The organism is Flavobacterium sp. CECT 9288 (assembly GCF_918731615.1).
Lineage (GTDB): Bacteria > Bacteroidota > Bacteroidia > Flavobacteriales > Flavobacteriaceae > Flavobacterium.
Genome location: NZ_OU957226.1, coordinates 1,825,799 through 1,850,466, shown reverse-complemented (window position 1 = coordinate 1,850,466; position 24,668 = coordinate 1,825,799). Strand labels below are relative to the sequence as shown.

The 24,668-nt window shown below is 32.3% G+C and carries 26 protein-coding genes and 1 pseudogene; 11 read left to right on the top strand and 16 right to left on the bottom strand.

The annotated features are described in order from the left end of the window. Nucleotides 1-256: 256 nt before the first annotated feature. From LQ189_RS08065 to LQ189_RS08040, 6 genes are all read right to left on the bottom strand, one after another. Entirely contained in the window at nucleotides 257-778 is a 522-nt protein-coding gene (locus LQ189_RS08065; RefSeq protein ID WP_230155640.1) for a CbrC family protein, read from the bottom strand. 194 nt (nucleotides 779-972) lie between these two features. After that, a complete protein-coding gene (locus LQ189_RS08060) occupies nucleotides 973-1,863 on the bottom strand; it encodes a hypothetical protein (protein WP_230155638.1) in 891 nt (296 codons plus the stop codon). A gap of 169 nt (nucleotides 1,864-2,032) precedes the next feature. Further along, on the bottom strand, nucleotides 2,033-2,947 hold the full coding sequence (locus LQ189_RS08055; protein ID WP_230155637.1) for a hypothetical protein: 915 nt from the start codon (nucleotides 2,945-2,947) through the stop codon (nucleotides 2,033-2,035). Between the two features lie 168 nt (nucleotides 2,948-3,115). Further along, nucleotides 3,116-4,354, bottom strand: a complete 1,239-nt coding sequence (locus LQ189_RS08050; RefSeq protein WP_230155636.1) for a metallophosphoesterase — start codon at nucleotides 4,352-4,354, stop codon at nucleotides 3,116-3,118. Between the two features lie 190 nt (nucleotides 4,355-4,544). Then, nucleotides 4,545-4,970: a hypothetical protein gene (locus LQ189_RS08045; protein ID WP_230155635.1), complete on the bottom strand. Its 426-nt coding sequence runs from the start codon at nucleotides 4,968-4,970 to the stop codon at nucleotides 4,545-4,547. Between the two features lie 272 nt (nucleotides 4,971-5,242). Then, nucleotides 5,243-5,896 (bottom strand): hypothetical protein, encoded by a 654-nt coding sequence (locus LQ189_RS08040; RefSeq protein WP_230155633.1) that lies wholly within the window; start codon nucleotides 5,894-5,896, stop codon nucleotides 5,243-5,245. A 241-nt stretch (nucleotides 5,897-6,137) separates the two neighbouring features. On the opposite strand from LQ189_RS08040, the gene LQ189_RS08035 reads away from it, so the two are divergent. Next, nucleotides 6,138-6,353, top strand: a complete 216-nt coding sequence (locus LQ189_RS08035; RefSeq protein WP_230155631.1) for a hypothetical protein — start codon at nucleotides 6,138-6,140, stop codon at nucleotides 6,351-6,353. On the opposite strand, the gene LQ189_RS08030 is transcribed toward LQ189_RS08035, so the two are convergent. Then, the gene (locus LQ189_RS08030) at nucleotides 6,350-6,616 is read right to left on the bottom strand and encodes a hypothetical protein (protein WP_229974507.1); all 267 of its coding nucleotides are present in this window, start codon (nucleotides 6,614-6,616) and stop codon (nucleotides 6,350-6,352) included. The two genes, LQ189_RS08035 and LQ189_RS08030, sit on opposite strands and share 4 nt — an antisense overlap. Nucleotides 6,617-6,862: 246 nt before the next feature. On the opposite strand from LQ189_RS08030, the gene LQ189_RS08025 reads away from it, so the two are divergent. Then, entirely contained in the window at nucleotides 6,863-7,078 is a 216-nt protein-coding gene (locus tag LQ189_RS08025; RefSeq protein WP_230155631.1) for a hypothetical protein, read from the top strand. Here the strand turns inward: LQ189_RS08025 and LQ189_RS08020 are convergent. The 9 genes from LQ189_RS08020 to LQ189_RS07980 all read right to left on the bottom strand — a co-directional run bounded on the left by LQ189_RS08020 (nucleotide 7,075) and on the right by LQ189_RS07980 (nucleotide 15,837). Further along, nucleotides 7,075-7,341 carry a hypothetical protein gene (locus LQ189_RS08020; RefSeq protein ID WP_229974507.1) on the bottom strand — a complete coding sequence of 89 codons (267 nt, stop codon included), beginning with the start codon at nucleotides 7,339-7,341 and terminating at the stop codon, nucleotides 7,075-7,077. The two genes, LQ189_RS08025 and LQ189_RS08020, sit on opposite strands and share 4 nt — an antisense overlap. Nucleotides 7,342-8,015: 674 nt before the next feature. Further along, nucleotides 8,016-8,684, bottom strand: a complete 669-nt coding sequence (locus tag LQ189_RS08015; RefSeq protein WP_230155630.1) for a DUF4844 domain-containing protein — start codon at nucleotides 8,682-8,684, stop codon at nucleotides 8,016-8,018. Between the two features lie 1,136 nt (nucleotides 8,685-9,820). Further along, entirely contained in the window at nucleotides 9,821-10,477 is a 657-nt protein-coding gene (locus LQ189_RS08010; RefSeq protein WP_230155628.1) for a hypothetical protein, read from the bottom strand. A gap of 155 nt (nucleotides 10,478-10,632) precedes the next feature. Further along, nucleotides 10,633-11,172, bottom strand: coding sequence for a hypothetical protein (locus LQ189_RS08005; protein WP_230155627.1), 540 nt, complete (start codon nucleotides 11,170-11,172; stop codon nucleotides 10,633-10,635). 686 nt (nucleotides 11,173-11,858) lie between these two features. After that, nucleotides 11,859-12,461 (bottom strand): M48 family metallopeptidase, encoded by a 603-nt coding sequence (locus LQ189_RS08000; RefSeq protein WP_230155625.1) that lies wholly within the window; start codon nucleotides 12,459-12,461, stop codon nucleotides 11,859-11,861. A 132-nt stretch (nucleotides 12,462-12,593) separates the two neighbouring features. Further along, nucleotides 12,594-13,637 (bottom strand): site-specific tyrosine recombinase/integron integrase, encoded by a 1,044-nt coding sequence (xerA, locus tag LQ189_RS07995; RefSeq protein ID WP_230155617.1) that lies wholly within the window; start codon nucleotides 13,635-13,637, stop codon nucleotides 12,594-12,596. A 301-nt stretch (nucleotides 13,638-13,938) separates the two neighbouring features. Then, nucleotides 13,939-15,321, bottom strand: a complete 1,383-nt coding sequence (locus LQ189_RS07990; RefSeq protein WP_230155615.1) for an NAD-dependent succinate-semialdehyde dehydrogenase — start codon at nucleotides 15,319-15,321, stop codon at nucleotides 13,939-13,941. An 18-nt stretch (nucleotides 15,322-15,339) separates the two neighbouring features. Continuing rightward, a complete protein-coding gene (locus LQ189_RS07985; protein ID WP_230155613.1) occupies nucleotides 15,340-15,654 on the bottom strand; it encodes a hypothetical protein in 315 nt (104 codons plus the stop codon). A gap of 12 nt (nucleotides 15,655-15,666) precedes the next feature. Continuing rightward, entirely contained in the window at nucleotides 15,667-15,837 is a 171-nt protein-coding gene (locus LQ189_RS07980; protein ID WP_230155611.1) for a hypothetical protein, read from the bottom strand. Nucleotides 15,838-16,035: 198 nt separating this feature from the next. Between LQ189_RS07980 and tgt the strand changes: the two genes are divergently transcribed. The 9 genes and pseudogenes from tgt (at nucleotide 16,036) to LQ189_RS07935 (ending at nucleotide 24,621) form a co-directional block, all read left to right on the top strand. After that, entirely contained in the window at nucleotides 16,036-17,166 is a 1,131-nt protein-coding gene (gene tgt / locus LQ189_RS07975) for a tRNA guanosine(34) transglycosylase Tgt (protein WP_230155609.1), read from the top strand. A 75-nt stretch (nucleotides 17,167-17,241) separates the two neighbouring features. After that, entirely contained in the window at nucleotides 17,242-18,330 is a 1,089-nt protein-coding gene (locus LQ189_RS07970; protein WP_230155607.1) for an LptF/LptG family permease, read from the top strand. Further along, nucleotides 18,317-19,196: pseudogene (locus LQ189_RS07965) on the top strand (DMT family transporter). The gene LQ189_RS07970 and the pseudogene LQ189_RS07965 overlap by 14 nt, the downstream one beginning before the upstream one ends. Before the next feature lie 115 nt (nucleotides 19,197-19,311). Then, nucleotides 19,312-20,265 (top strand): acetyl-CoA carboxylase carboxyltransferase subunit alpha, encoded by a 954-nt coding sequence (locus tag LQ189_RS07960; protein ID WP_158730447.1) that lies wholly within the window; start codon nucleotides 19,312-19,314, stop codon nucleotides 20,263-20,265. A gap of 151 nt (nucleotides 20,266-20,416) precedes the next feature. Then, nucleotides 20,417-21,961 (top strand): replicative DNA helicase, encoded by a 1,545-nt coding sequence (gene dnaB, locus LQ189_RS07955; RefSeq protein WP_230155605.1) that lies wholly within the window; start codon nucleotides 20,417-20,419, stop codon nucleotides 21,959-21,961. Nucleotides 21,962-22,144: 183 nt separating this feature from the next. Beyond that, nucleotides 22,145-22,522 (top strand): hypothetical protein, encoded by a 378-nt coding sequence (locus LQ189_RS07950; RefSeq protein WP_230155603.1) that lies wholly within the window; start codon nucleotides 22,145-22,147, stop codon nucleotides 22,520-22,522. 146 nt (nucleotides 22,523-22,668) lie between these two features. Continuing rightward, a complete protein-coding gene (locus LQ189_RS07945; RefSeq protein WP_230155601.1) occupies nucleotides 22,669-23,184 on the top strand; it encodes a hypothetical protein in 516 nt (171 codons plus the stop codon). Then, on the top strand, nucleotides 23,162-23,956 hold the full coding sequence (locus LQ189_RS07940) for a sensor histidine kinase (RefSeq protein ID WP_230155599.1): 795 nt from the start codon (nucleotides 23,162-23,164) through the stop codon (nucleotides 23,954-23,956). Before LQ189_RS07945 ends, LQ189_RS07940 begins: the two co-directional genes overlap by 23 nt. Continuing rightward, nucleotides 23,956-24,621, top strand: a complete 666-nt coding sequence (locus LQ189_RS07935) for a response regulator transcription factor (RefSeq protein WP_086453930.1) — start codon at nucleotides 23,956-23,958, stop codon at nucleotides 24,619-24,621. The genes LQ189_RS07940 and LQ189_RS07935 overlap by 1 nt, the downstream gene beginning before the upstream one ends. Nucleotides 24,622-24,668: the final 47 nt, after the last annotated feature.

Sequence of the window (24,668 nt, the reverse complement as noted above, 5' to 3'; positions counted from 1 at the left end):
CTTTTCAGATTCTGTTTTTCAAGTTTCGCTTTCAAGTTTCTACTTTCAAAAACTCTAGCGGAAGATTAATTTATTTCTAATTCTTAACGTCTGCGTAAATTCGCAACTGCCCTATAACGTTCTGGCACTACAGCGGGTTTGGGACTAAATTAAGCCCTATTTTCGGATTTGCCAAATCATTCCAAATACAAAACTATCTTTCCATTAAGCCAAATGCCCAAATCCGTTGTAGTAGCTGATGGTGGCAGTATTTTTATTAATCACAATCTATGTGTAATCTATGTTGTCCACAATTCACGCATTGAAACAAATAGCCAACTAAACTTCCATCTTTTGATAAATATTCTTTGACCATTTCAGTTTCATAACCATTATTCTCAATATCATCAATCAATTCATCTATTAACGGTTCAATAGTTTTAGTGTCTGCATAGCTGATTAATTTACAAGGTTCGTTACAGTGAGTTAGCCAAACTTCTTGTTGCCAACTTATATAACTTGGTGTACGTTTACTTACTTCTAATAGTAGTTCTTTATTATCAATATTTTTATAATTTTCAATTCCATCGTAGTCATTAAATACTCCATCAAACATTTCTGCAACTTTTCCGTTTTCAATACACCAAGGACAAATATAATCGGGTTCTTTTTTACTGTAAAATGAACCTGTGTATTTTAGATTTCTATTTTCGTTACAACACGAACAAATTCCGTCAACTTTTTCAAAAACATTAAGTTCATATGCGTTTGGACTAAATTTGAATTTCGGTAATTCCATAAAGTGAGTAAATTTTAAATTTTCTTGTTTTACGATTTCTGCGGTAATATTGCCACCATCGTTCTGGCACTACAGCGGGTTTGGGACTGAATTAAGCCTATTCTTCGGACTTGCCAAATCATCCCAAATACAAAACCATCTTTCCATTAAGCCCAATGCCCAAATCCGTTGTAGTGGCTGTTAGCAGTAGTACTTTATATTATTTTTCTTAATCGTGCAAAACGTAAAAGTAGTTTTTTAACTCCGTCATTAAATTGTATTTCTCCCTTTAAATCCTTTATTGCTGTTGACCCAACTTCATCTATTGAAATTATTTTTCCCAACCCAAATTTATCGTGAAACACTTGTTCATTTACAGTTAAGTTTCTTAATTCTGGCAAAGTATAAAAATCGCCAATTTTAAATACTCCTTCTTTAATATTTTCATCAACTAATCCACCATAAAATTTATTAGTTGCATAATAGATTTCATTACTTCTTGTTTTTAAAGAACTTCTATTATTGTTGTTGTTTGAAGATTCTATATTTTCTATTTTGCGTTCTAAACTTGATAATGTATTTAAAATTAATTCTGTATCAATTGTAATTTCTTTAGTTTTAGAAATTTCGGCTGGTTTTAAACTTAATAATGTAACTAAAGAATTTATTTCACTATCATTACTCTCATAAGTTAGTTTTATTGTTTCTGCAAGTGACTCTATGGATAATTGTACATTATCTACTCTTAAATTTTCATCATATTCAAAATCTCTAAATCCTTGTATATCAAATATTCTTTTTGTTTTTGAATCTTTAATTAATGTAACAGGTTTGTCAAAAGCTTGACGAATCCCTAATTCATATAATACATTTGGATTTTGAGAACTTAAATCACAAATTGCCATATCTGATTCAATAATTCTTTTTATTATGTCGATTGCAATAAAATTTGTATTTATGATATCGTCTGCGCGAATTGCTTTAAATCCCGCAATTTCGCAAGCAGGAATTATTATATGCTCATAAACTCTTCTGAAATGTCCTTCAGAATAATTAGGATTATCGCTAATAGGCATTATGACAAAGCAACTTTTAATTTCACTCATATTTTTCATTTTTTTCGCAGTATTACTGCTAACGTCCCCGCGCTACAAGCAGTTTGGGACTAAATTAAGCCCATTATTCGGATTTGCCAAATCTTCCAAATACAAAACCATATTTAAATTAAGCCTAATACCCAAATTGCTTGTAGCGTGTGTTAGCTGTAGCCTTTTTTTATAGATTTTCGTAATAATTTACGAGACTTTTGTAAAATACTTTATCTGCTGGTTGAACTCCTGTTCTCCCAACTTCTGTTTTTAGTTTTACAGCTCGCATACTTGGATGAACATCCTTTCTCATTTCTTGATATAATGTATGATAAAAATTTAATGCTTGATAAGTTCCAATATGGTTTTCTAATAAAAAAACATCTATTGATTTAGCTATTGACCAAAGTAAACTCTGATATTTTAATGTTCTATCTCTAGAAATAGTTTCAGTTGGTATAAATTTCTTTATTGCGTGTTCTCGGGCTTCTTCAATATCTCTTCCAAATGAATGACCAACTTTGTTTCTTAATTTTCTTATTTGTTCAAGTGAACTAACATTTTTTGTTAGTAATTCTGGTGCTTCACCAAATATTTTTTCAAAAGAAGTTATTCGGCTACTCCAATCTCCTTTAGTACATTTTATAACTTCGTCTTCAAAGTTTAATTTTGTTGGAGCTCCATTTTTAAGAATTGTGATACCATCAACCATTTTTGATGCACCAAATATTATTCCTGGATTTGATTTTAGTGCCAATGAAATTACTGATGCTAGATAGGTTTCAAAGTTAGCAGAAATTGACATTATAATGTTCAGGTTCACCCAATTGTCAAATTGCTTATAAGAATTCGACCATTCTTGTAAATCATTATATAATTCATTTTTCTTTTCGGTAAATTCGAAATGAGACTCTACTTTATCAGTCCATTTTGCTGAATTTTCACCTAAGTTTTTATAAATTTTTTTTGATGTTGGAAAAAAAGCCCAAATATTTTTTTCTAGTTCATTATTGTATTTTTGAAATACTTGAAAAGTCCAAGTTGATTTTTCATTCGGTATCCATCGGTCAAAAGCCTTTTGATATATCCTTTTGGGTGTCATTTATTTTTTGGTCATTTAAGGTTACAGCTAACGTTCCGGCGCTTGGCGAGGTTGCGAACTTCGGAACCGATTATTTTCTGTTAAAGATAAAATTTCTTGCGAGAAATAAACGTGAATTTACCACAAAATTCGCAATCTTGCCAAACGCCTGTTGGCAGTAGTATCTTGTCATTTCAATTCTGATTTAATCCCCAAAGCGTCAATTTTGAACACTTTTTCTTTTTCAAATAATACCCCTTTTGTTTTTTTAGATCTTTTTTCAAGTCCATGTAGCACATCAATTTTAATTAGACTGTTGTTAAAATCTGTTGAAATGTCTTCATTTATTGTATGTCCTATAACACATTTTTTTACCCTAAAAAATTTTAAGATTTTCTCATATTCAATTTGCTTTATTTTATCATAGTATTTATAATCTGTTGCCATACCTCTGTACCAAAAAATACCTTCCTTTCCATTTATTAAGTCAGTAAAAGAATCTCCTGACGTCTTGCTATATATATCACTTTTTGCGTTCTTCCTTATATTTTGATTTATTTGTTCTATGCTGTGTTTGTAAAGTAGTATTTTTGGACTTATTCCTCCGTGAACAAATAGTAAATCTCCAATTTTTACAGTTGCATTTTTTGAGTTTAACCAATTGGTTAAAAAGTTATCTTCATTGTATAGAGATAAATAAGCTTCGCTAAAATCTTTTTTACCACTCAAGGTCTGTGCAATTTTTATATATTTTTCATTGGCATAAGCTGGTCTGCCTTGTAAATTCATTATTTCATGGTTTCCCAATACAAAATGTACTTTTCCTCCACTTTTTTTTGCATCAAATTCTAATTTGTAGATTAACCATAAAACTTGTGTGACATTTTCTCCTCTATCTACAAAGTCACCAAGTAACACTAAATGACCTTTATCAAAAGTCCATTCAAAATTCTTATTTATTACTCCATTTGAAATAAGAAAACTGCTCAACGCATTAAAATTTCCTTCAATATCAGATATAGCTATTATTTTACAGGGCAATTCATAAATACTCTTTTCGTTTTCAATTACTGCTGGTTTTACAAAGAAAATATCCTTATCATCATTACTAACTTTTACGATTAAAGAATCAATTTTACCAAATTTTTCTTCTACTAAACTATTTTGTTCTGTAACATAATATACTTTTTTAATTGTATCATTTTGATAAAGATAAGGTCCGTCTAATCCTTGATAATTTACCTCTTCGTAATAATTTAGTTTAATACCTAATGGCCTCTCGTCAAAGATGGCTGACAAACCACTCCAATGAAATTTGACAAATCCTTTATCTTTGTCGATTCTGTAAAAAGGTATCCATAGTAGCCAAATAATTACAATTGAAATTAATAAAAAAATAATACTTTTAAATTTGTTTTTAAATGTCATGTCTTAATAATTTTTCACGTTCTGAGGTGATATTACTGCCAACGTTCCGGCGCTTGGCGAGGTTGCGAAGTTCGGAACCGATTATTTTCTATCAAAGATAAAATTTCTTGCGAGAAATAAACGTGAATTTACTACAAAATTCGCAATCTTGCCAAACGCCTGTTAGCGGTTCGGTCGTGTTAAAACGAAATTATGTATTTAGTATTTTTCCTTTTTTTCTTGTTTCATATATGTTTTCAAATTCAATAAACATTATAGAATTAATGAATATAAAAATTATAGCATACCAAAATCCATAATAATTACTTAACCAACTTGATGCGCCAAATGAATGTGCAATCAAAACAAAAAGTGCAAAAATTTTCAGTTTTCTATTTGATAGTTTAAGACCTATTATTCCAATCAAGATTAACCATAAAGCACAAACTATAAATATTCCAGAAGTGTGATTTGCCATCATAAACGCTCCAATTGGATTTCCTTCATTTGCTTTACTTAAATTTCCTTTCCAATATTCGTCAGATTGATTTATAATTGTGATAATAATGTCAAATATGCAAGTCCAATATGCTGGAATTAATAAAATTAATTTTGAGTTCAGTATTTTCTCTTTCATTGAATATGGCTGTTATTTGATTTATTTTTTTACGTTTATAATATTTCAATTTTCTGATTTTCAACGCTAAAAACGTTTTTGCTTTTACAATTTTGGTTTTCTGCGTAACGCGCGGTTTCGACTGACCGCTAACGGTTTTGGGCTTGCCGAAGTGGGGGAATTAGAAGTACAAATGTTCAATTTAGCACAAATGTACAATAGAGTTCCAAATGCTCAATTTAGCACTTCTGCCCCCATTTTGGCAAACCCATGTTACCTGCCGTTTTTTTTTGTCATTTCGTTGTTGTCAAATTAAATGTTATAGTTCCACCAAGTCCGCAAGCCCTCATATTTGCTGAATAATTTCCGTCTGACAATTTTGATAAGTCAAGATATGGTGGGCAAGTGTCGTGATACAAATGCAATTCCTTGTTGAAATTCTGTCCTGAAATTGTAATTGCAGTTTCTGTCCCACCACAAGGCATAATCAAAAACCAATTTTTTTCTTTTTCTGTCCTTGAAAATGTCAAAGGTTTACATTCTACTTTTCCTGTTTCACAACCTTCCCAATAGTCAAAGTCTATATAATTAATTTTTGCTTTCTGAATGTTAGTTTTGCCGTCATAGTCAGGACAAATAAAGTAGTTTTTCAGTGTTGTCTGTCCGTCATATTTTTTGATTGTCAGTAAGACATTATCTATTTTATTGTCAGGTTGTTTGTAATTGTAGTACCCAACAAGTATTGTGTCATTCACAACTAAGCTGTCAGATAAGACTTTTATAATCTTAAATTTTGCAAAGTGAATTTTGTCGCCGCCTTCAAATGAAATAAGTTTTGCCAACACTTTGTAATTCTCACTTTTAATATCAGCCGTCTTTGGCTGTCCACAAGAAGTAAGTGTCAAACAGAAAAATATAATTGTCAATATGTTTTTTAGTCTATTCATTTCGTTTGGTGTGTCGCTCTAAAATTGCAGGTAACGTTCTCGCGCTACAGCGGGTTTGGGACTAAATTAAGCCTTATCTTCGGATTTGCCAAATCATCCCAAATACAAGAACATTTTCAAGTTGTTCCAAATACCCAAATCCGTTGTAGCGTGTGTTATGCCTTCGGTTTTTTATTTACTCCAATTTTCGGTTTCGCTTCCGCACCGCTTTTAAGTCGTAAGTATTTTTAAATTATTTATTATGTTAAAACACTTATTTTTAATCAATTTTAAAGACGGAACTTCAAATGTTATTGTCTTAAATCAAGGTGATACTGAATTGTATTTTCAAACGCTTTTTAACTGCGTATCAGATTCTAAAATAGAATCGTATAAACAATTCACTGGGTCAGATGTGACAAATGAAGAAAACGAACATGTTCTTAAATGTTGCAAAAGATTTTTAGGACTTGATTAAGTTATTTTTGAAAGAAAATCAAATCCTTTTTCAGTTATAATATGATGTCTTTTATCGTTATGTTTTTGAGTATATTCAAGGTATCCTAGATCCTCTAATATCATAACTAAAGTATCTGCATCAACCTTATCTTTGTATCTGAATTCATTTTCTTTTCTCACGTAATTTAAAGAATCGTATTCAAAATCTTTTTCAATATTATTTTCGGTAGTATGTCTTTTATATTTTTCAAAAAATATCAAGGCGTGTTTTTTAAAATCCATATTTTTTTCGGTGTTTCGGTTTTCTAAACTGAGGCATAACGTTCTCGCGCTACAGCGGGTTTGGGACTAAATTAAGCCTTATCTTCGGATTTGCCAAATCATCCCAAATACAAGAACATTTTCAAGTTGTTCCAAATACCCAAATTCGTTGTAGCGTGTGTTATGCCTTCGGTTTTTTATTTACTCCAATTTTCGGTTTCGCTTCCGCACCGCTTTTAAGTCGTAAGTATTTTTAAATTATTTATTATGTTAAAACACTTATTTTTAATCAATTTTAAAGACGGAACTTCAAATGTTATTGTCTTAAATCAAGGTGATACTGAATTGTATTTTCAAACGCTTTTTAACTGCGTATCAGATTCTAAAATAGAATCGTATAAACAATTCACTGGGTCAGATGTGACAAATGAAGAAAACGAACATGTTCTTAAATGTTGCAAAAGATTTTTAGGACTTGATTAAGTTATTTTTGAAAGAAAATCAAATCCTTTTTCAGTTATAATATGATGTCTTTTATCGTTATGTTTTTGAGTATATTCAAGGTATCCTAGATCCTCTAATATCATAACTAAAGTATCTGCATCAACCTTATCTTTGTATCTGAATTCATTTTCTTTTCTCACGTAATTTAAAGAATCGTATTCAAAATCTTTTTCAATATTATTTTCGGTAGTATGTCTTTTATATTTTTCAAAAAATATCAAGGCGTGTTTTTTAAAATCCATATTTTTTTCGGTGTTTCGGTTTTCTAAACTGAGGCATAACGTTCCTGCTATAAGCAGGCTGGGATTAAGGAAGATGAACTTCCAATTAATTTATAAATTTCAAAAGCAAGATGAACTTCAATTTTGCACAAAACCCCAGCTTGATTATAGCTAATGTTATGGGGCGGTTGTTTTTTTCGAAATTACATTTATCACATAAAGTTTTCACGCTTCTGTCGGCAAAATTTAATTCTAAAGTTTCTACTTTTCTGCTCGCAATTTTCGGTTCGTTATTTCAAATATTTTCTTTTCGTTTTAAAACTCTTTGCAAAAAAATCAAGTTTCTGTTTTTTAAGTTTCTGTCTGCAAAATCCGTTTTCACTTTTCTGCTTTTCACTTTTCTGTCGGCAAAATTCAATTTTCACGATTCTGCTTTTCAAGTTTCCACTCTTTAAGTTTCTGTCGGCAAAATGCAATTTTTGGGATTCTGATTTTTTTTTTATGCGCAAACAAATCGGTTTCTATTTTTTAGTCGATTTATTTCGGCACAACTGCCCCATAACGTCCCCGCGCTACAAGCAGTTTGGGACTAAATTAAGCCCATTCTTCGGATTTGCCAAATCTTCCAAATACAAACCAATTTTTCCATTAAGCCAAATCCCCAAATTGCTTGTAGCGTGTGTTACCAGTTGCCTTTATTCTCGGGTTTTTAATTGTTCTAATCTTTGTAAAGCTTTCGGTAAATCATATTCCTCTTTTGTCAACTCTTCTACTAGTTCATAATTTAGGAATCTATATCTTTTTATTCCATAACCTTTATCGAGAATATTGAGTTCAGAACATTTTACACATTTAATTATGTCAAACTCAAAACTAGGAATGTCATTATCTCGTTCCAATACAAAAGTTTCCAATTGAGTTTTGCATTTTTGGCATTCTATGGAAAGAATTTCGTGTCTTTCTCTTTCTCCTGCTAATATTTTTTCCGAAGCTTTTCTTTCGGCTTCCTCATGATTATAAGCTTCAATTCCGTATGTCCAAAAGTTTAATTTTTCATTAATACTCCTAATGTTTAAAATTTCCGCAATCTCAGCAAAATAATCCACAACAAATTCTCTTTCTTCTGTATCTAATTCGTCGGATTTAATTTCCTTTAAATAGCGTTCAAATATGAACTCAATTTCTTTATCCGTTTTTTTTGTATTATTTGCAGAAACTAAATTCGTTAGTAAATCATTAAAAGATTTTTCAAGTTTAATGCATAGACTTTTTTCAGAAGGATTCAACCCGCGATTATTCCATTCTTCGTTAGAGAATTTTTCCTTACGTTTTAATTTTTCTAATGCTAAAATCTTATTATTCACGATTTTTTCTCTTAAGGTAACTGGTAACGTTCCTGCTATAAGCAGGCTGGGATTAAGGAAGATGAACTTCCAATTAATTTATAAATTTCAAAAGCAAGATGAACTTTCAATTTTGCACAAAACCCCAGCTTGATTATAGCTAATGTTATGGGGCGGTTGTTTTTTTCGAAATTACATTTATCACATAAAGTTTTCACGCTTCTGTCGGCAAAATTTAATTCTAAAGTTTCTACTTTTCTGCTCGTAATTTTCGGTTCGTTATTTCAAATATTTTCTTTTCGTTTTAAAACTCTTTGCAAAAAAATCAAGTTTCTGTTTTTTAAGTTTCTGTCTGCAAAATCCGTTTTCACTTTTCTGTCGGCAAAATTCAATTTTCACGATTCTGCTTTTCAAGTTTCCACTCTTTAAGTTTCTGTCGGCAAAATGCAATTTTTGGGATTCTAATTTTTTTTATGCGCAAACAAATCGGTTTCTATTTTTTAGTCGATTTATTTCGGCACAACTGCCCCATAACGTTCCTGCTATAAGCAGGCTGGGATTAAGGAAGATGAACTTCCAATTAATTTATAAATTTCAAAAGCAAGATGAACTTCAATTTTGCACAAAACCCCAGCTTGATTATAGCTAATGTTATGGGGCGGTTGTTTTTTTCGAAATTACATTTATCACATAAAGTTTTCACGCTTCTGTCGGCAAAATTTAATTCTAAAGTTTCTACTTTTCTGCTCGCAATTTTCGGTTCGTTATTTCAAATATTTTCTTTTCGTTTTAAAACTCTTTGCAAAAAAATCAAGTTTCTGTTTTTTAAGTTTCTGTCGGCAAAATCCGTTTTCACTTTTCTGTCGGCAAAATTAAATTTTCACGATTCTGCTTTTCAAGTTTCCACTCTTTAAGTTTCTGTCGGCAAAATGCAATTTTTAGGATTCTGATTTTTTTTTATGCGCAAACAAATCGGTTTCTATTTTTTAGTCGATTTATTTCGGCACAACTGCCCCATAACGTTTCGCGGCTACACGAGGTTTGGGACTAAATTAAGACTAATTTTTCGGTTAAACACTAATTTTTCAAGTACAAAACCAGCTTTAAATTAAGCCCAAAACCCAAATCTCGTGTAACCGCTGTTACCAGTAGTTTTTTTAAGTTCGATTTATTATCAAAATCAAAATTAGTCCTAGTACGCATATTGTTGTTAGAGCTTTGTCCATACTAATCAAGGGTTTTCTTTTAATAAAACCATAAGGAAGCATTATAAGTCCAATTGCGATAAAAAAATATGACCATTTACTATCGCTATCTTTCAGTTCAGTTCTTAATTCAACATCTATAAAATTTCTCCCATTTTTTGTTAAACCATAGACATCATTATAATCATTCCAAAAACTGTTTTCGTCTAGTTCTGAAACTTCAGATTTCAAAACTTTAAGTTCAATTCTATCTCCCGATTTAATGTTTGATTTAAAAGCTTCGTGATCTGTCGCTTCGTAAGTCATATCAGTAATTTTAAATTCTCTATTGTATTCTTTTGTTGTTAGAACTATATCTCTGTATGTTGTAGACTTTATTTTGTATTCGTCATATTTTGGAGAACTTTTTAGTGTTACATTGATTGAAACTAATTCGTTATTCGGTAATGAATTATCACGTAAAGCTACATAGAGAAACGAAAATATTATTACTAACGCGATTGAAATAATAATAATTCTATCATTTTTAGTAATAGGTTTATAGGGCTTCAATTTTGATGTTTTCTTTTGATTTTCTCTGTTAAATTGTCTTTTCTCCTGTCGTGTCATAAAATTACTGGTAACGTTTTGCAGCTACACGAGGTTTGGGATTAAGTACGCCTTAATTTTCGGTTAAAGACTGAAATTCTCTGGTACAAAACCAACTTTAAATTAAGCCTAAAACCCAAATCTCGTGTAACTGCTGTTAGCCGTTCGGTTTTTTATTAATCATTTTCTAAAAATATTTTCCAATATTCGACATCCATTCCTTTATTTTCTTCTTTTGTTTTAGATAAAAATATTTCTAATTCTGTTTCTGAAATCGGATTTTTTTCAATTTGAACAGGATTTTCTCTTTTAATTGACAATTGTTTTAAATCATTTAATATTTGACTGAAATTTTCAATTGAAATTGCTATGTAATTTTCTTCCCATTCTCCATTTCCGTGTTCAGCAATAAAAACTGGCAAGTTTTGATTTTCAATATCAACAAAAATTGGATCATCCATATTATCAGTTGCAATTACAATCCAATTCTTTTTCCAATCTCCATTTTTGTTACCAGTTAAAGACTTTCCATTTTCGGATACGCTATATCCAATTTGTTCTTTTTCTATATTTTCTAATTTGAATATATTTATTTCACCATAACCTAAAGAAATATCTTCTGCTTTTGATATAAAATTCTTGAAGTTTTCATTCTCAAATAATGCATTAAAATTGGGCTTTTCGTTACCATTAAATAGTTTACTAAAAATACTCATTTTTTCTTCGTTTATAGTTTTGTTTTCTTTCGGTTTTCTGTCGCTCTAAACTGACGGCTAACGTTCCTGCTATAAGCAGGCTGGGATTAAGGAAGATGAACTTCCAATTAATTTATAAATTTCAAAAGCAAGATGAACTTCAATTTTGCACAAAACCCCAGCTTGATTATAGCTAATGTTATGGGGCGGTTGTTTGTTTCGAAATTACATTTATCACATAAAGTTTTCACGCTTCTGTCGGCAAAATTTAATTCTAAAGTTTCTACTTTTCTGCTCGCAATTTTCGGTTCGTTATTTCAAATATTTTCTTTTCGCTTTAAAACTCTTTGCAAAAAAATCAAGTTTCTGTTTTTTAAATTTCTGTCTGCAAAATAGGTTTTCACTTTTCTGCTTTTCACTTTTCTGTCGTCAAAATTCAATTTTCACGATTCTGCTTTTCAAGTTTCCACTCTTTAAGTTTCTGTCGGCAAAATGCAATTTTTGGGATTCTGATTTTTTTTTATGCGCAAACAAATCGGTTTCTATTTTTTAGTCGATTTATTTCGGCACAACTGCCCCATAACGTTCCGCTGCTTTGAGATGGCTGGAAGTTCGTAACCGCTCAATTTTCGGCTTAACGGAAACTTGATGCGAAACGGTAATTCCACTAAATTCCAGCTATATCAAAACAGCTGTTGTATGCTGTGCTAATTATCAGTTCCGTTATGCCACAAAGCAATTAATTCGGCTTTAGTTTTAAATTTGTATTCAGTTTTATACACTTTTAATATTTCGTTGTCTGGAAAATCTCGACTTATGTTTTTCAGTTCAAGTTCTGCTTTTTTAAGTTCTCCTTTTGTTTCTAAAGCAGATAAATATTCCATTCGGAAGTTAAAATCATTTTTCAGTTCGGTTTTCAATAAGTTTTCATATTCACTTAAACCAATTTTATAATTTTTTTCAGCTTCAGTTTTGTTTCCATCGATGTCAAAAAAAAGTCCTCGTTGAATTTTCCATAAAGGTTGTTGTGGTCTTAGTTCAATCATTTTCGCATTATTTTTAATCGATTCTTTAATGTCTTTTTTCCAAGTCAAGAATTTACTTTTGGTATAATAAGCATTAAAATAACTTCCGTCAATTTCGATAGCTTTGTCAACTAAAACTAAACAACTGTCGATTTTTACATTTTCGTCTTGATTAGATTTCATAAATAAATCGTTAGCTTTTTTTACTAAATCTTTGGCTTCTTTTTCTTGTCCATTACAAGAAACAATCGATAAAAATATTGTCAGAATAAGTAGTTTTTTCATTTTAGTATTTTTGGCCGCATAGCATACAACTTGTATATATGTGTGACAAAATCACTCAAAGCCATCCCAATTTGGGTAGATATGTGTGATAAACGTCACATTTTATTTGTTTTCAAATATAGAAATAATTAGTTATAAATCATCAAACGGACTTTTAATTTGTTGCAAACTTTTCGTACTTACGTGGGTGTAAATTTCGGTAGTTTTGCTGCTGTTATGACCCAATAATTCTTGAATATACCTTAAATCAGTGCCGCTTTCTAATAGATGGGTGGCAAAACTATGTCGTAACCAGTGAAGTGTAACTAGTTTTGTATTTCCTACTTTTTGTAGCGCCTGTTTTAAAACGCTTTGTAAACTGTATTCAGAGTATTTTTCTCCTGCATTTTGCCCCTCAAATAACCAAATGCTAGGCCTGTATAAACTATAATATTCTCGCAGCAATTCTAATATCTTTTGGGATAATGGTGTAATTCTGTCTTTCTTACCCTTACTTTGTCTAATAATAACAACTCCTCTTTTAGAATCAATATCGGCTGGTTTTAAGTTTAATAGTTCGCTTCTACGCAAGCCACAACTATAAATTAGGGAAAGCATTGTTTTGTGTTTGAGGTTGCTGTGGGCATTCAAAATTAGTTTTACTTCTTCTTTGCTTAATACATTGGGTAATACTTTGGCGCGTTTTGGTCTATGTATTTTCTCAATGTCAATTTTAGTGTCCATTACTATTTTAAAAAAGAGTTTGATGGCGTTTACAATTTGATTTTGATAGGATTCAGATAATTTTTTATGTAGAATGTAGTTGTTATTGAATAGGATTACATCATTATTGTCTATTTCGGGGATGTTTTTTTCTGGAAAAAAGAGCAAAAATGTTTTTAAGGCCTCAGAGTAGGTGGTTATGGTGTTTTGGCTATACCTTTTGGATTGCAGCCATTGTTTGAATTTTTCTAAATAATGAATTGCTTCTAGAGAAATTTGCTGTGTAGGGTCTGCTTGAATTTGAAACTGGATTCGGTTTTCAATAGTATCGGGTATGTGCCACAGTTTTTTTTGTTGGCTCCATCTAGCGCCGCTTATTTGCTTGACTTGTTGAATAAGATCTTGGTTTTTTTCAAAATAGAGTGCAATTCTATTTTCGTCTTTGTGTATTAAGGGTGCTGCTTTCCAGTTCATTGTGCCTCTTTTTTGGGGTTGAAAGATACAATTTTTTTTAAGATTTTTACTCCATGTTGTAGAATGAAGCAATGTCTTTTTTTGTGTAAGGGATAGAGGTGGTATCCTTGTAGTGTAACGGAAAGATAAAGCCGAAAGCCCGACCCGAAGTTTTTACGTAGGGGTACACCCAAAAGGAAATGAATACTGTTTTTTGGGAATGGAGTGCAGGAAGGTGTTTTTTGATTTGGTTTTCGTTATTTTTTTACCAGTACCAAAAAAAAAATCCCACCGAAGTGGGACTCTTAAATTGTGGATTGATTTATAAGATGTCGGTTTCTGAAACGGCATGAATTAATTTTTTATTTACAAATTCATCCATCCCCAATGCAGAGAGTTCTCTACCATAACCTGATCTTTTTGTTCCGCCAAAGGGTAAACTTTCGTTTGATTTTGTGGGTTGATTGATGAAAACCATTCCAGAATCGATTTGTTTGGCCATATTTTTTGCTCTTTCTATGTCTTTTGAAAAAATGGAACTTCCTAAACCAAATCGAGTAGCATTGGCCAATTCAATGGCTTCTTCATCATTTTTTACGCGGTAAAAACTGGCTACGGGACCAAATAATTCTTCTTGATACGCAAGCATATCTGGTTTTAAATGGGTTAAAATGGTAGGTTGCATGAAAACGCCTTTTAAATTTGCTTGCTTTCCACCAGTAACAACCGTTGCGCCTTGTTTTATGGTGGTGTTTACTTGTTCTAATAAGGTGTCTAGGGCATCTTGACTGGATAATGGTCCTAGTTGCGTTTCTTTGTCCATGGGATCGCCCAGTTTTAAGGCTTCCATTTTTTGAGTGAATTTTTCTAAAAATGCATCGGCTACTTGCTCTAAAACGATAAATCTTTTTGAAGCCACGCAGCTTTGTCCGTTATTGATCATTCGGCCTTTAATTGCTAAGTCGGTTGCACGGTCAATATCGGCATCTTCCAAAACAATAAACGGATCATTTCCCCCCAGTTCTAATACTGATTTTTTAATGTTTTTCCCAGCAAATTGGGCAAGTGAAGCTCCTGCTTTTTCACTTCCGGTTAAACAAGCACCTTGAATTTTTGGGTTTTCAATTAGTTTCTCAATCTTTTTTGAAGATAAAAACAAGTTGGTATATAAACCTTTTGGAGCTTGTATTTCGGTAAAAATATCTAGAAATGCTTGGGCACATTGCGGTACGTTTGAGGAATGTTTGAGCACGATGGTATTCCCAATCATTAAGTTAGGAGCAACCACGCGGGCAACTTGATAAAAAGGAAAATTCCAAGGTTCAACGGCAAGGATAACACCAATTGGGGCTTTGGTCAAAACGGCTTCGCCTACTGCAGTGGTTATTTTTTGATCGGCTAAAAATTCAGCTCCATTTTTGGCATAATACTCAAAAATATTGGCGCAATATTCAATTTCATATTCTGATTGTCCGATTAATTTCCCCATTTCGGTGGTGATCATTTCAGACAATTCTTTCTTTTTTGATCGAAAGGTAGCAGCAATTTTAAGTAGTAATGCTGAACGATCTTCGTAGCTAGTTTTTTTCCAGTCTAAGTAAGCGTCATGTGCATTGTCAATTGCTTGTTCTAACTGGGAATCTGTAATTTCGTCAAACGTTTTTAGCGTTTCTAAGGTATATGGATTAACGGATTTGATAGCCATAATTATGTTTTTAAGGGATTATTTGGTGTCGCTTTCGCTGTAAAAATTGTTTTCTTCGTCTTCACTGCCCACTTGTTCTTGAGCGTCATCCAGTTCTGAACCGGGAATGTCTAAATCACTTCCAATTCCTTGTGTTGGCAACGCATTTTCGTCCCAAAGTTCTGGTTTATTTTCTAATTTCTTATTATTCGGAATCGCTTCTATATCTATTTCTTTATCTTGGTCCAATTGAACAAAAATATCTTCGGTGGCTGGATACTCTAATTTTTCCAGGTTTTTCTCAATAGTACTTTTAGAACTTTTGGCAGCAACCTTAGTGGTATCCTTTTTCATGATTTCTATGTTTTATTTTTTTGTAATTCGGCTAATAATCCAAACGATCATTGCTATTACGGCAATGACTATAAATATGCCAACTCCCATTCCTGCTTTAAAAATGCCTTCTACAACCGAGCAACTTGTAAAAAAGAATGAAATTAGAACTAACGGAATGATTTTTTTGAGTACCGTTTGCATGATTTTAGGGTGTTTAAATACTACTCCAAAGATCAGTATTTTTTACTTTAAGAGTGTTATAGCATTTCTAAATTAAGTTATAATATTCTTGTCATAAGTGCTATTATTCATTCAAAACAAGAAAACAGTATTAAAAAATCAGAATTAGGTATGCCCAAATTGTAATTCTGTTATCTTTGCCAACAGTAAAAAAGTTATATGAAGTTTGATTTATTAAAAAATGATCCGCTATCTAAGGCCAGAGCGGGAACAATTACAACAGATCACGGTGTGATTGAAACGCCAATTTTTATGCCTGTAGGTACTGTGGCCTCTGTAAAAGGAGTACACCAAAGGGAATTAAAAGACGATATTAATCCAGATATTATTCTGGGAAATACCTATCACTTATACTTGCGACCGCAAACTGAAATTCTTGAAAAAGCAGGTGGTTTGCATAAGTTTATGAACTGGGATCGCAATATTTTGACTGATTCTGGCGGGTATCAAGTATATTCTTTGAGTGCCAATAGAAAAATTAAGGAAGAGGGCGTTAAGTTTAAATCCCACATTGATGGTTCTTACCATTTTTTTACGCCTGAGAATGTTATGGAAATTCAGCGAACCATAGGTGCTGATATCATCATGGCATTTGATGAGTGTACGCCTTATCCTTGTGATTACAATTATGCCAAGCGCTCTATGAAAATGACGCACCGCTGGCTAGACCGTTGTATCAATCATCTGGACACGCTTCCGTTTAAGTACGGGTATGAGCAAACTTTTTTTCCAATTGTTCAAGGAAGTACGTATAAAGATTTAAGAAGACAATCAGCAGAATATATTGCCAATTCTAATCAACAAGGTAATGCCATAGGCGGTTTATCTGTAGGGGAACCAGCTGAGGAAATGTATGCCATGACTGAAGTAGTGTGTGAAATATTACCTGAGGATAAACCAAGATATTTAATGGGTGTGGGAACGCCTATAAACATTCTTGAGAATATTGCTTTGGGTATTGACATGTTTGATTGTGTGATGCCTACACGTAATGCCCGTAACGGAATGTTGTTTACAGCAAATGGAACCATTAATATTAAAAATAAAAAGTGGGAAGCTGATTTTTCTCCTATTGATGAAATGGGAATCACCTTTGTTGATACAGAATATACAAAAGCGTATTTGCGTCACCTTTTTGCAGCAAATGAATATTTAGGTAAACAAATTGCTACCATTCACAATCTTGGATTTTACATGTGGTTAGTGCGCGAGGCTAGAAAACACATCTTAGCAGGAGACTTTAAACCTTGGAAAGAGATGATGGTTAAAAACATGAGCCAACGTTTGTAAAAAAATGTTTCAGGTTTCAAGTGTAACGTTCTGGCGTTTGCTTTAAACCTGAAACTTTAAACTTGAAACAAAAACATGCTTACAATAATAGACAAATACATTCTTAAAAGATATTTAGCCACATTTGCGGTAATGTTGTTGTTGTTTATTCCAATAGGGATTGTGGTGGATGTATCTGAGAAGATTAATAAACTGCTTGAAAATAAGGTTCCTATTGTTGAAATAGCGCTTTATTATTACAATTTTACGGTTTATTTTGCCAATTCTCTTTTTCCTATATTTTTGTTTTTATCGGTGATTTGGTTTACCTCAAAACTGGCCAATGATACTGAGATTATTGCCATACTGAGTTCGGGTATTTCCTTTACCCGTTTTTTGAGGCCTTATATTATGGGTGCTTCTATAGTATCTGTATTTGTATTGTTGATGGGTTTTTTTGTGGTGCCATCTGCCAGTGAAGGTTTTAATAATTTTAGGTACATGTACTTAAAAGGAGGCGGTAAAGAAGCCATGAGAGGTGATAATACCGATGTGTACAGGCAAATAAATGATACTGATTTTATTTATGTAAACAGTTTTAATACCGAGACTAAGACGGCTTTTAGTTTTTCTCTAGAGCGTTTTAAAAATGATAAACTGGTACATAAAATTACAGCCAGTAGAATTACTTGGAACCCAAAAGACAGTACCTACACTTTGTTTGACTATGCAAAAAGAACAGTAGGCCCACTAAATGATGTCATTGTTAAACTCCCTGAAAAGAAAGCCGTTTTTGATTTTGACTTAGAGGATTTAACACCAGTAGTGTATATAGCAGAGACCCTAAATTTAGGGAAATTAAATGCTTTTATAGACAAAGAACGCGAGCGAGGTTCTTCAAACATAAATGTATATCTCGTAGTTTTGTATAAAAAATATAGTGTGCCCATTTCAGCATTTATTTTAACCATTATTGCAGTTGCTGTTTCATCTATGAAACGTAGAGGCGGAATGGGAACCAATCTAGCCATAGGAATTGCACTTGCTTTTTCATTTGTATTTTTTGATAAAATCTTTGGGGTACTAGCAGAAAAGTCCAGTATTCCGCCATTACTAGCCGTATGGCTGCCCAATATTGTTTTTGGAATTTTAGCCATTTATTTACTACGCAATGCAAAACGATAATTTAAAAAGTTATTTAAACCTCCATTTAATTGTTTTTATATGGGGTTTCACCGCCATTTTGGGCGCTTTGATTACCATATCTGCTGATGCATTGGTATGGTTCAGGATGTTATTTGCAGGGATTTTTATAGCCGCTTTTTTAGTGTTTTCAAAAAAATCTTTTAAAGTTCCGGTAAAATCGTTATTGAAATTAATGTTTGTGGGATTATTGATTGCCTTACATTGGATCTTTTTCCATTCATGTCTCAAATGTATCCATAACATTATCGGTGTTTTCACTGGGCGCTTTTTTTGCATCCATATTGGAGCCCTTGTTTTATGGCAGAAAAGTCTTGTGGTACGAAGTTTTTTTTGGACTCATCATCATTGCTGGATTAGCCTTAATTATGCAAGTAGAAATCAACTATCTTGATGGGATGCTGTATGCATTGGTATCTATATTGCTAGGCGTTTTATTTACCTTGATGAACGGTAAATTAATCGCTAATCATGATCCTTCGGTTATTTCTTTTTATGAGTTTGTAGCAGGAGTTGTATTTATATCGGCCTACTTTTTTATACAAGGAAAATTTACAGCCGCTTTTTTTGAAATGACAGTAAACAACTGGATTCTAATATTAATACTTGCCTCAGTGTGTACCGCTTATGCTTTTACCGCCTCGGTTAAAGTAATGCAAAAACTTACGCCTTACACAGTGATGCTTACCACAAATTTAGAGCCTGTGTACGGGATAATCTTGGCTTATTTTATTTTGGGTGGCAAAGAAAAAATGAGTTTTGAGTTTTACATTGGCGCCATAATAATTGTCATTACTGTGATACTTAATGGAGTGATTAAACACTACCAGAAATCCAAAACTGCATAGCTTTTGGTACGCTTTAGGAATCAAAATTTTTCACATAAATAGTAAATTAACCTTTTTGAACGATTTAAAATTTTATATTTGCTGTTCGAAATAAAAACAAAAACGCAAAAATCCTATGGAATATTTAGATTTTGAGCTTCCAATAAAAGAACTTGAAGAGCAATTGGACAAATGTCTTATTATTGGTGAAGAATCAGATGTTGATGTAACGAATACTTGCAAACAAATAAGCAAGAAACTAGAAGAAACTAAAAAGAATATTTATAAAAATTTAACGGCTTGGCAACGTGTTCAGCTTTCTAGACACCCAAATAGGCCTTATGTTTTGGAGCATATTACGAATCTTACCAAAGGTACTTTTTTAGAACTTTTTGGAGATAGAGGTTTTAAGGACGACAAAGCCATGATAGGTGGACTTGGTCAAATTAATGGACAATCGTTCATGTTTGTTGGTCAACAAAAAGGGATCAATACTAAAATGCGTCAGTTTCGTAATTTCGGGATGGCTAATCCAGAAGGATATAGAAAAGCATTGCGCTTGATGAAAATGGCCGAAAAATTTGGTATTCCAGTGGTAACACTTATTGATACTCCGGGAGCTTATCCAGGTCTTGAAGCTGAAGAGCGCGGACAAGGAGAAGCTATTGCTAGAAACATTTTTGAGATGATTAACTTGAAAGTGCCAATTATTACTATTATTGTAGGTGAAGGTGCTTCAGGTGGTGCATTAGGAATAGGAGTAGGGGACAAGGTATACATGATGGAAAACACATGGTACTCGGTTATTTCACCAGAATCTTGTTCGTCTATTTTATGGAAAAGTTGGGAGTACAAGGAACAAGCCGCCGACGCTTTGAAACTGACTTCAGCTGATATGAAAAGGCAAAAACTAGTTGATGATATTATACCAGAACCGCTAGGTGGAGCTCATTATGATAAAGAAACTACCTTTAAAACAGTAGAGCAGTATATCTTAAAAGGCTATAACGAACTGAAAGACTTATCAACAGCTGATCTTATAGCTCAGAGAATGGAGAAATACAGTAAAATGGGAGAGTTTAAAGAGTAAAATCTTACAAATTTATAGTTCATCCGTCTCGTACTAAAACCTAAGTCGAGACGGATTTTTTTTGGGTTATGAACAAAAAATAGTTGGTTATCAACATTTATTTGTAACAACTCATCACAGATTTTTTTTAAATTTATGTTACTTTCGCCTTATGGAAAATTTCAGAAATATTAATCCTGTAAAGGTTGATAAAAGCACAATAATAAGCCTAGAAAAAGGAAAATTGCAGCCTCAAGTACTGGAACTAGAGGAAGCAGTTCTAGGCGCAATGATGATCGATAAAAAAGGGGTTGATGATGTAATTGATATTTTGCAACCAGATGCTTTTTACAAAGAAGCACACAAACATATTTTTGAAGCCATCGTTCAATTGTTTACTGAGACACAACCTATAGATTTATTGACGGTATCGGCTCAGTTGAAGAAAAACGCAAAACTAGAGTTGGCAGGTGGCGATTTTTATTTAATCCAGCTTACGCAAAAGATATCCTCATCAGCACATATAGAATTTCACTCTAGAATTATACTTCAAAAATTCATTCAACGAAGTTTAATTCGGATTTCAACTGAAATTATTGAAGATTCTTATGATGAAACTACAGATGTTTTTGATTTATTAGACAGAGCCGAATCGAAGCTTTATGAAGTTACTCAAGGAAACATAAAACGAAGTTCAGAAACAGCACAAAGTCTTGTACTGCAGGCCAAAAAACGTATTGAAGAAATTGCAGGTCAAGAGGGATTAAGTGGTGTAGCCACTGGTTTTGATAAGCTAGACAAAATTACATCAGGATGGCAACCAAGTGATTTAATTATTATTGCTGCAAGACCCGCCATGGGAAAAACAGCATTTGTATTATCTATGGCTAGAAACATGGCTATTGATTTTAAAATGCCGGTTGCCTTATTTTCTTTAGAGATGGCATCGGTGCAATTAATTACACGTTTAATTTCATCCGAGACTGGATTATCATCTGAAAAACTGCGTACAGGTAAATTAGAAAAACACGAGTGGGAGCAATTAAGTACCAAAGTTAAAAATTTAGAAAAAGCACCTCTTTTTATTGATGATACTCCATCCTTATCTATTTTTGATTTACGTGCCAAGGCAAGACGTTTGGTTTCCCAACATGGTATCCGTATTATAATTGTCGATTATTTGCAATTAATGACTGCTGGCGGAAGCGGAAAAGGTGGCGGAAACAGAGAGCAAGAAATATCTACTATTTCCCGAAATTTAAAAGCATTGGCTAAGGAGTTAAATGTGCCTGTTATTGCACTTTCTCAACTTTCGCGTGCGGTTGAAACGCGTGGTTCTAGTAAACGTCCGTTACTTTCTGATTTACGTGAATCTGGAGCTATTGAGCAGGATGCTGATATTGTATCCTTCTTGTACCGTCCGGAGTATTATAAAATAGACGAATGGGATGATGACGAAGCTTCGCCAACCACAGGTCAAGCCGAAATCATGATTGCAAAACACCGTAATGGTAGTATAGAAAACGTACGACTTAAGTTTATAGGACACTTAGGTAAATTTGACAACTTAGAGGATTATAGTGGCAGCTATGATGATTTGCCTTCTAGTATGAACCAAGACGATAATCCTTTTATTACAAAAAATTTGCCATCAGCAAATGAAGCTTTTGGAAGTAATTTTAATGATGATGAAGATGATAGTGATGTTCCCTTTTAATAGTGAACTGAAATAACATAGAAATGCCCTCAAAAAATAATTTTTGAGGGCATTTTTTTTGGTAAAATTATCATTACATTATTATTGAAATTATAATGTTCTTTTTTGAAAAAAATTAAATATCTTAGCAATGCTTATTTAGTAAACTAAGTACTATAAACTAACTAAAATAAAAAGACAATTATGGACAACGAAATTTTTGGAGAATCAATTGAAGTTTCATTACAAACTGCTGAAAAGTGGACCAAAGCTTATAGAGGTAAGCAAGAGTTAGAAGGAAATAAAAATAAAGTAGATGCTTTTTTAATTCCAAGAGAAAGTCTTGAGGCGGTACTAGCTCTTAAAACAGATGCTGTGCGTGCCTACCTTGGGATTAATGATAAAAAAGAAGAAACACTCATCTTTGTAGGAGCAAATAAAGACGAAAAGGGGATTTACAGAGACGTTTTTGGAACTTCGCAAACTGATGGCGAGGGTGATTCAGATGAAGGTGATATTGTGTATGATGCTTCTAGACCTTGTCCTCCAAACGGTGACCCAGATAGCCCACTACAATATTAATACAGGTGTATTTGATTTTTGTTTACATAGGATATTTTCTATTAATACTAAATTTTATTTTATACTGGAATGGTTTTTCTAAACACGGAAAAACCTTTCAGTATCTAGTTTGCTATCTTACAGTTTTAGTTTTTGTACAAGTAAGTATGGAAATTTTAGTACTTCAAAGTATAGACAACTTATATCTAGTTCATGCTTATTTTATCGGACAGTTTTTGTGTTTAGGATTTTTTTACAAATCATTAATGATGACAAAAACACAAGTTAGTGTAATAAAATACACTATGATTGTGGGTTCTATGTTGTTATTGCTGGATTATTGCTTCTATCCTGAGCAATTTTTTAAGTTTAATTTATTTGAAATTGCTCTTACCTCATTACTTATAGTTTTGTATGCCGTAATGCATTTGTACAACATGTTATTAGAGAATAAGCAGTATTACTATTTGACTATAGGAATAATTATATATTTACTAGCAAGTACCGTTCTGTTTTTTGTAGGAAACCTAACAATAGGTTTGAGTAATGCCGTCAAGTTTTTGACCTGGACGGTAAATTCTTTTTTAGTAATTCTTTTTCAATTGCTTATTTTCGTTGAATGGAAAAAAAGTTTTTCTAAAAAAGCATTAAAAAGTAACCATGAAAGAAAGTCAAATATATGAAAAAGAGATTGTTGCAATAATACTGTATACTTCTCTATTTTTTATACTGCTTGCTGTAGGCTTAATCGTTTTTTTTTATTTTTCACGTAAACGAATAATCAAAAAAGAATTAGAAAAAAAAGATTTAGAAATTCAATTTAAACAAGATCAAATACAAGCTGTAATTCTAACACAAGAAGAAGAACGAAAAAGAATTGCGCAGGATTTACATGACGACATAAGTTCAAAATTGAATGTGGTAGCCTTAAACAGTCATTTGTTAAACAGTCCTAATTTGACTGAGAAGGAAGTTCAGGAAATAACGCAAAATATAATTGATTTAACAGGTAAGGCATTGGACAGTTCCAGAAAAATTGCACACGGATTGCTACCGCCTGTTTTAGAAAAATTTGGTTTGCACGCAGGAGTCGAAGAACTGTGTTTAGAGTTTAGCAATTCAAAGGCTGTAATGGTAAATTATAGCTGTAGAACTGAATTCAACATAGCAGAAAATGATCGTCATTTACATGTGTTCAGGATTTTACAGGAACTAATGAATAATTCATTGCGCCATGGAAAAGCAACAAAAATTGCTATTCTTTTTGAGGAAATTGAAGGTAAAAAGCAATGTACGTATTCAGATAATGGTATTGGTTTTCTAATACATAATTCTGAAAATATGAAAGGTTTAGGAATGAAAAATATTGAAAGCCGAATTGCTTTTTTAAAAGGTACTATCGATATAAAATCAGCACCAAATGAGGGAGTTATAATTATTTTTAATTTTGAATGATGAAAAATAGTATAAAAATTATTATAGTTGATGATGAAATACTTTTTAGAAAAGGAATTTCATTTTTATTGGATAGAGAAAATAATATTGATGTAATTTATGAAGCTTCAAGTGGTGGAGAACTATTGGCTTTTCTTGAAAGCAATCATGACAATCATCCTGATATTATCATAATGGATTTGAAAATGCAGGGTATAAATGGTGTAGAGGCTACAAAAATAATTCATACCGTTTATCCAAGTATAAAAATTATTGCTTTAACAAGTTACAATACAAAATCCTTTATATTAAATATGATTGCTGTTGGAGCAGTGGCTTATCTAGTAAAAAATTCTACTCCACAAGAACTATTGGTTACTATTAATGAAGTGGCTGAGAGAGGATATTACTACACAGATTACATTATGAAAGTAATTCAAGAGGATATTTCAACAGTAAAGAAAACAAAATGTATATTAGATCCTAACTTTTTGACTACTAGGGAAATTCAAATATTAAAACTTATTTGCGATCAAAAAAGTAGTACTGAAATTGCAGACACATTGTTTATAAGTCCGAGAACCGTGGAAGGGCATAGAAATAATCTACTTTTGAAAACAGAATCAAGAAATATTGCAGGTTTAGTACTATTTGCAATTCAATACGAAATCATGGCTATTGATTAATATTTTTCAAACGTAAGCTTTTCCATAAAATATAGTTCAATAACGAA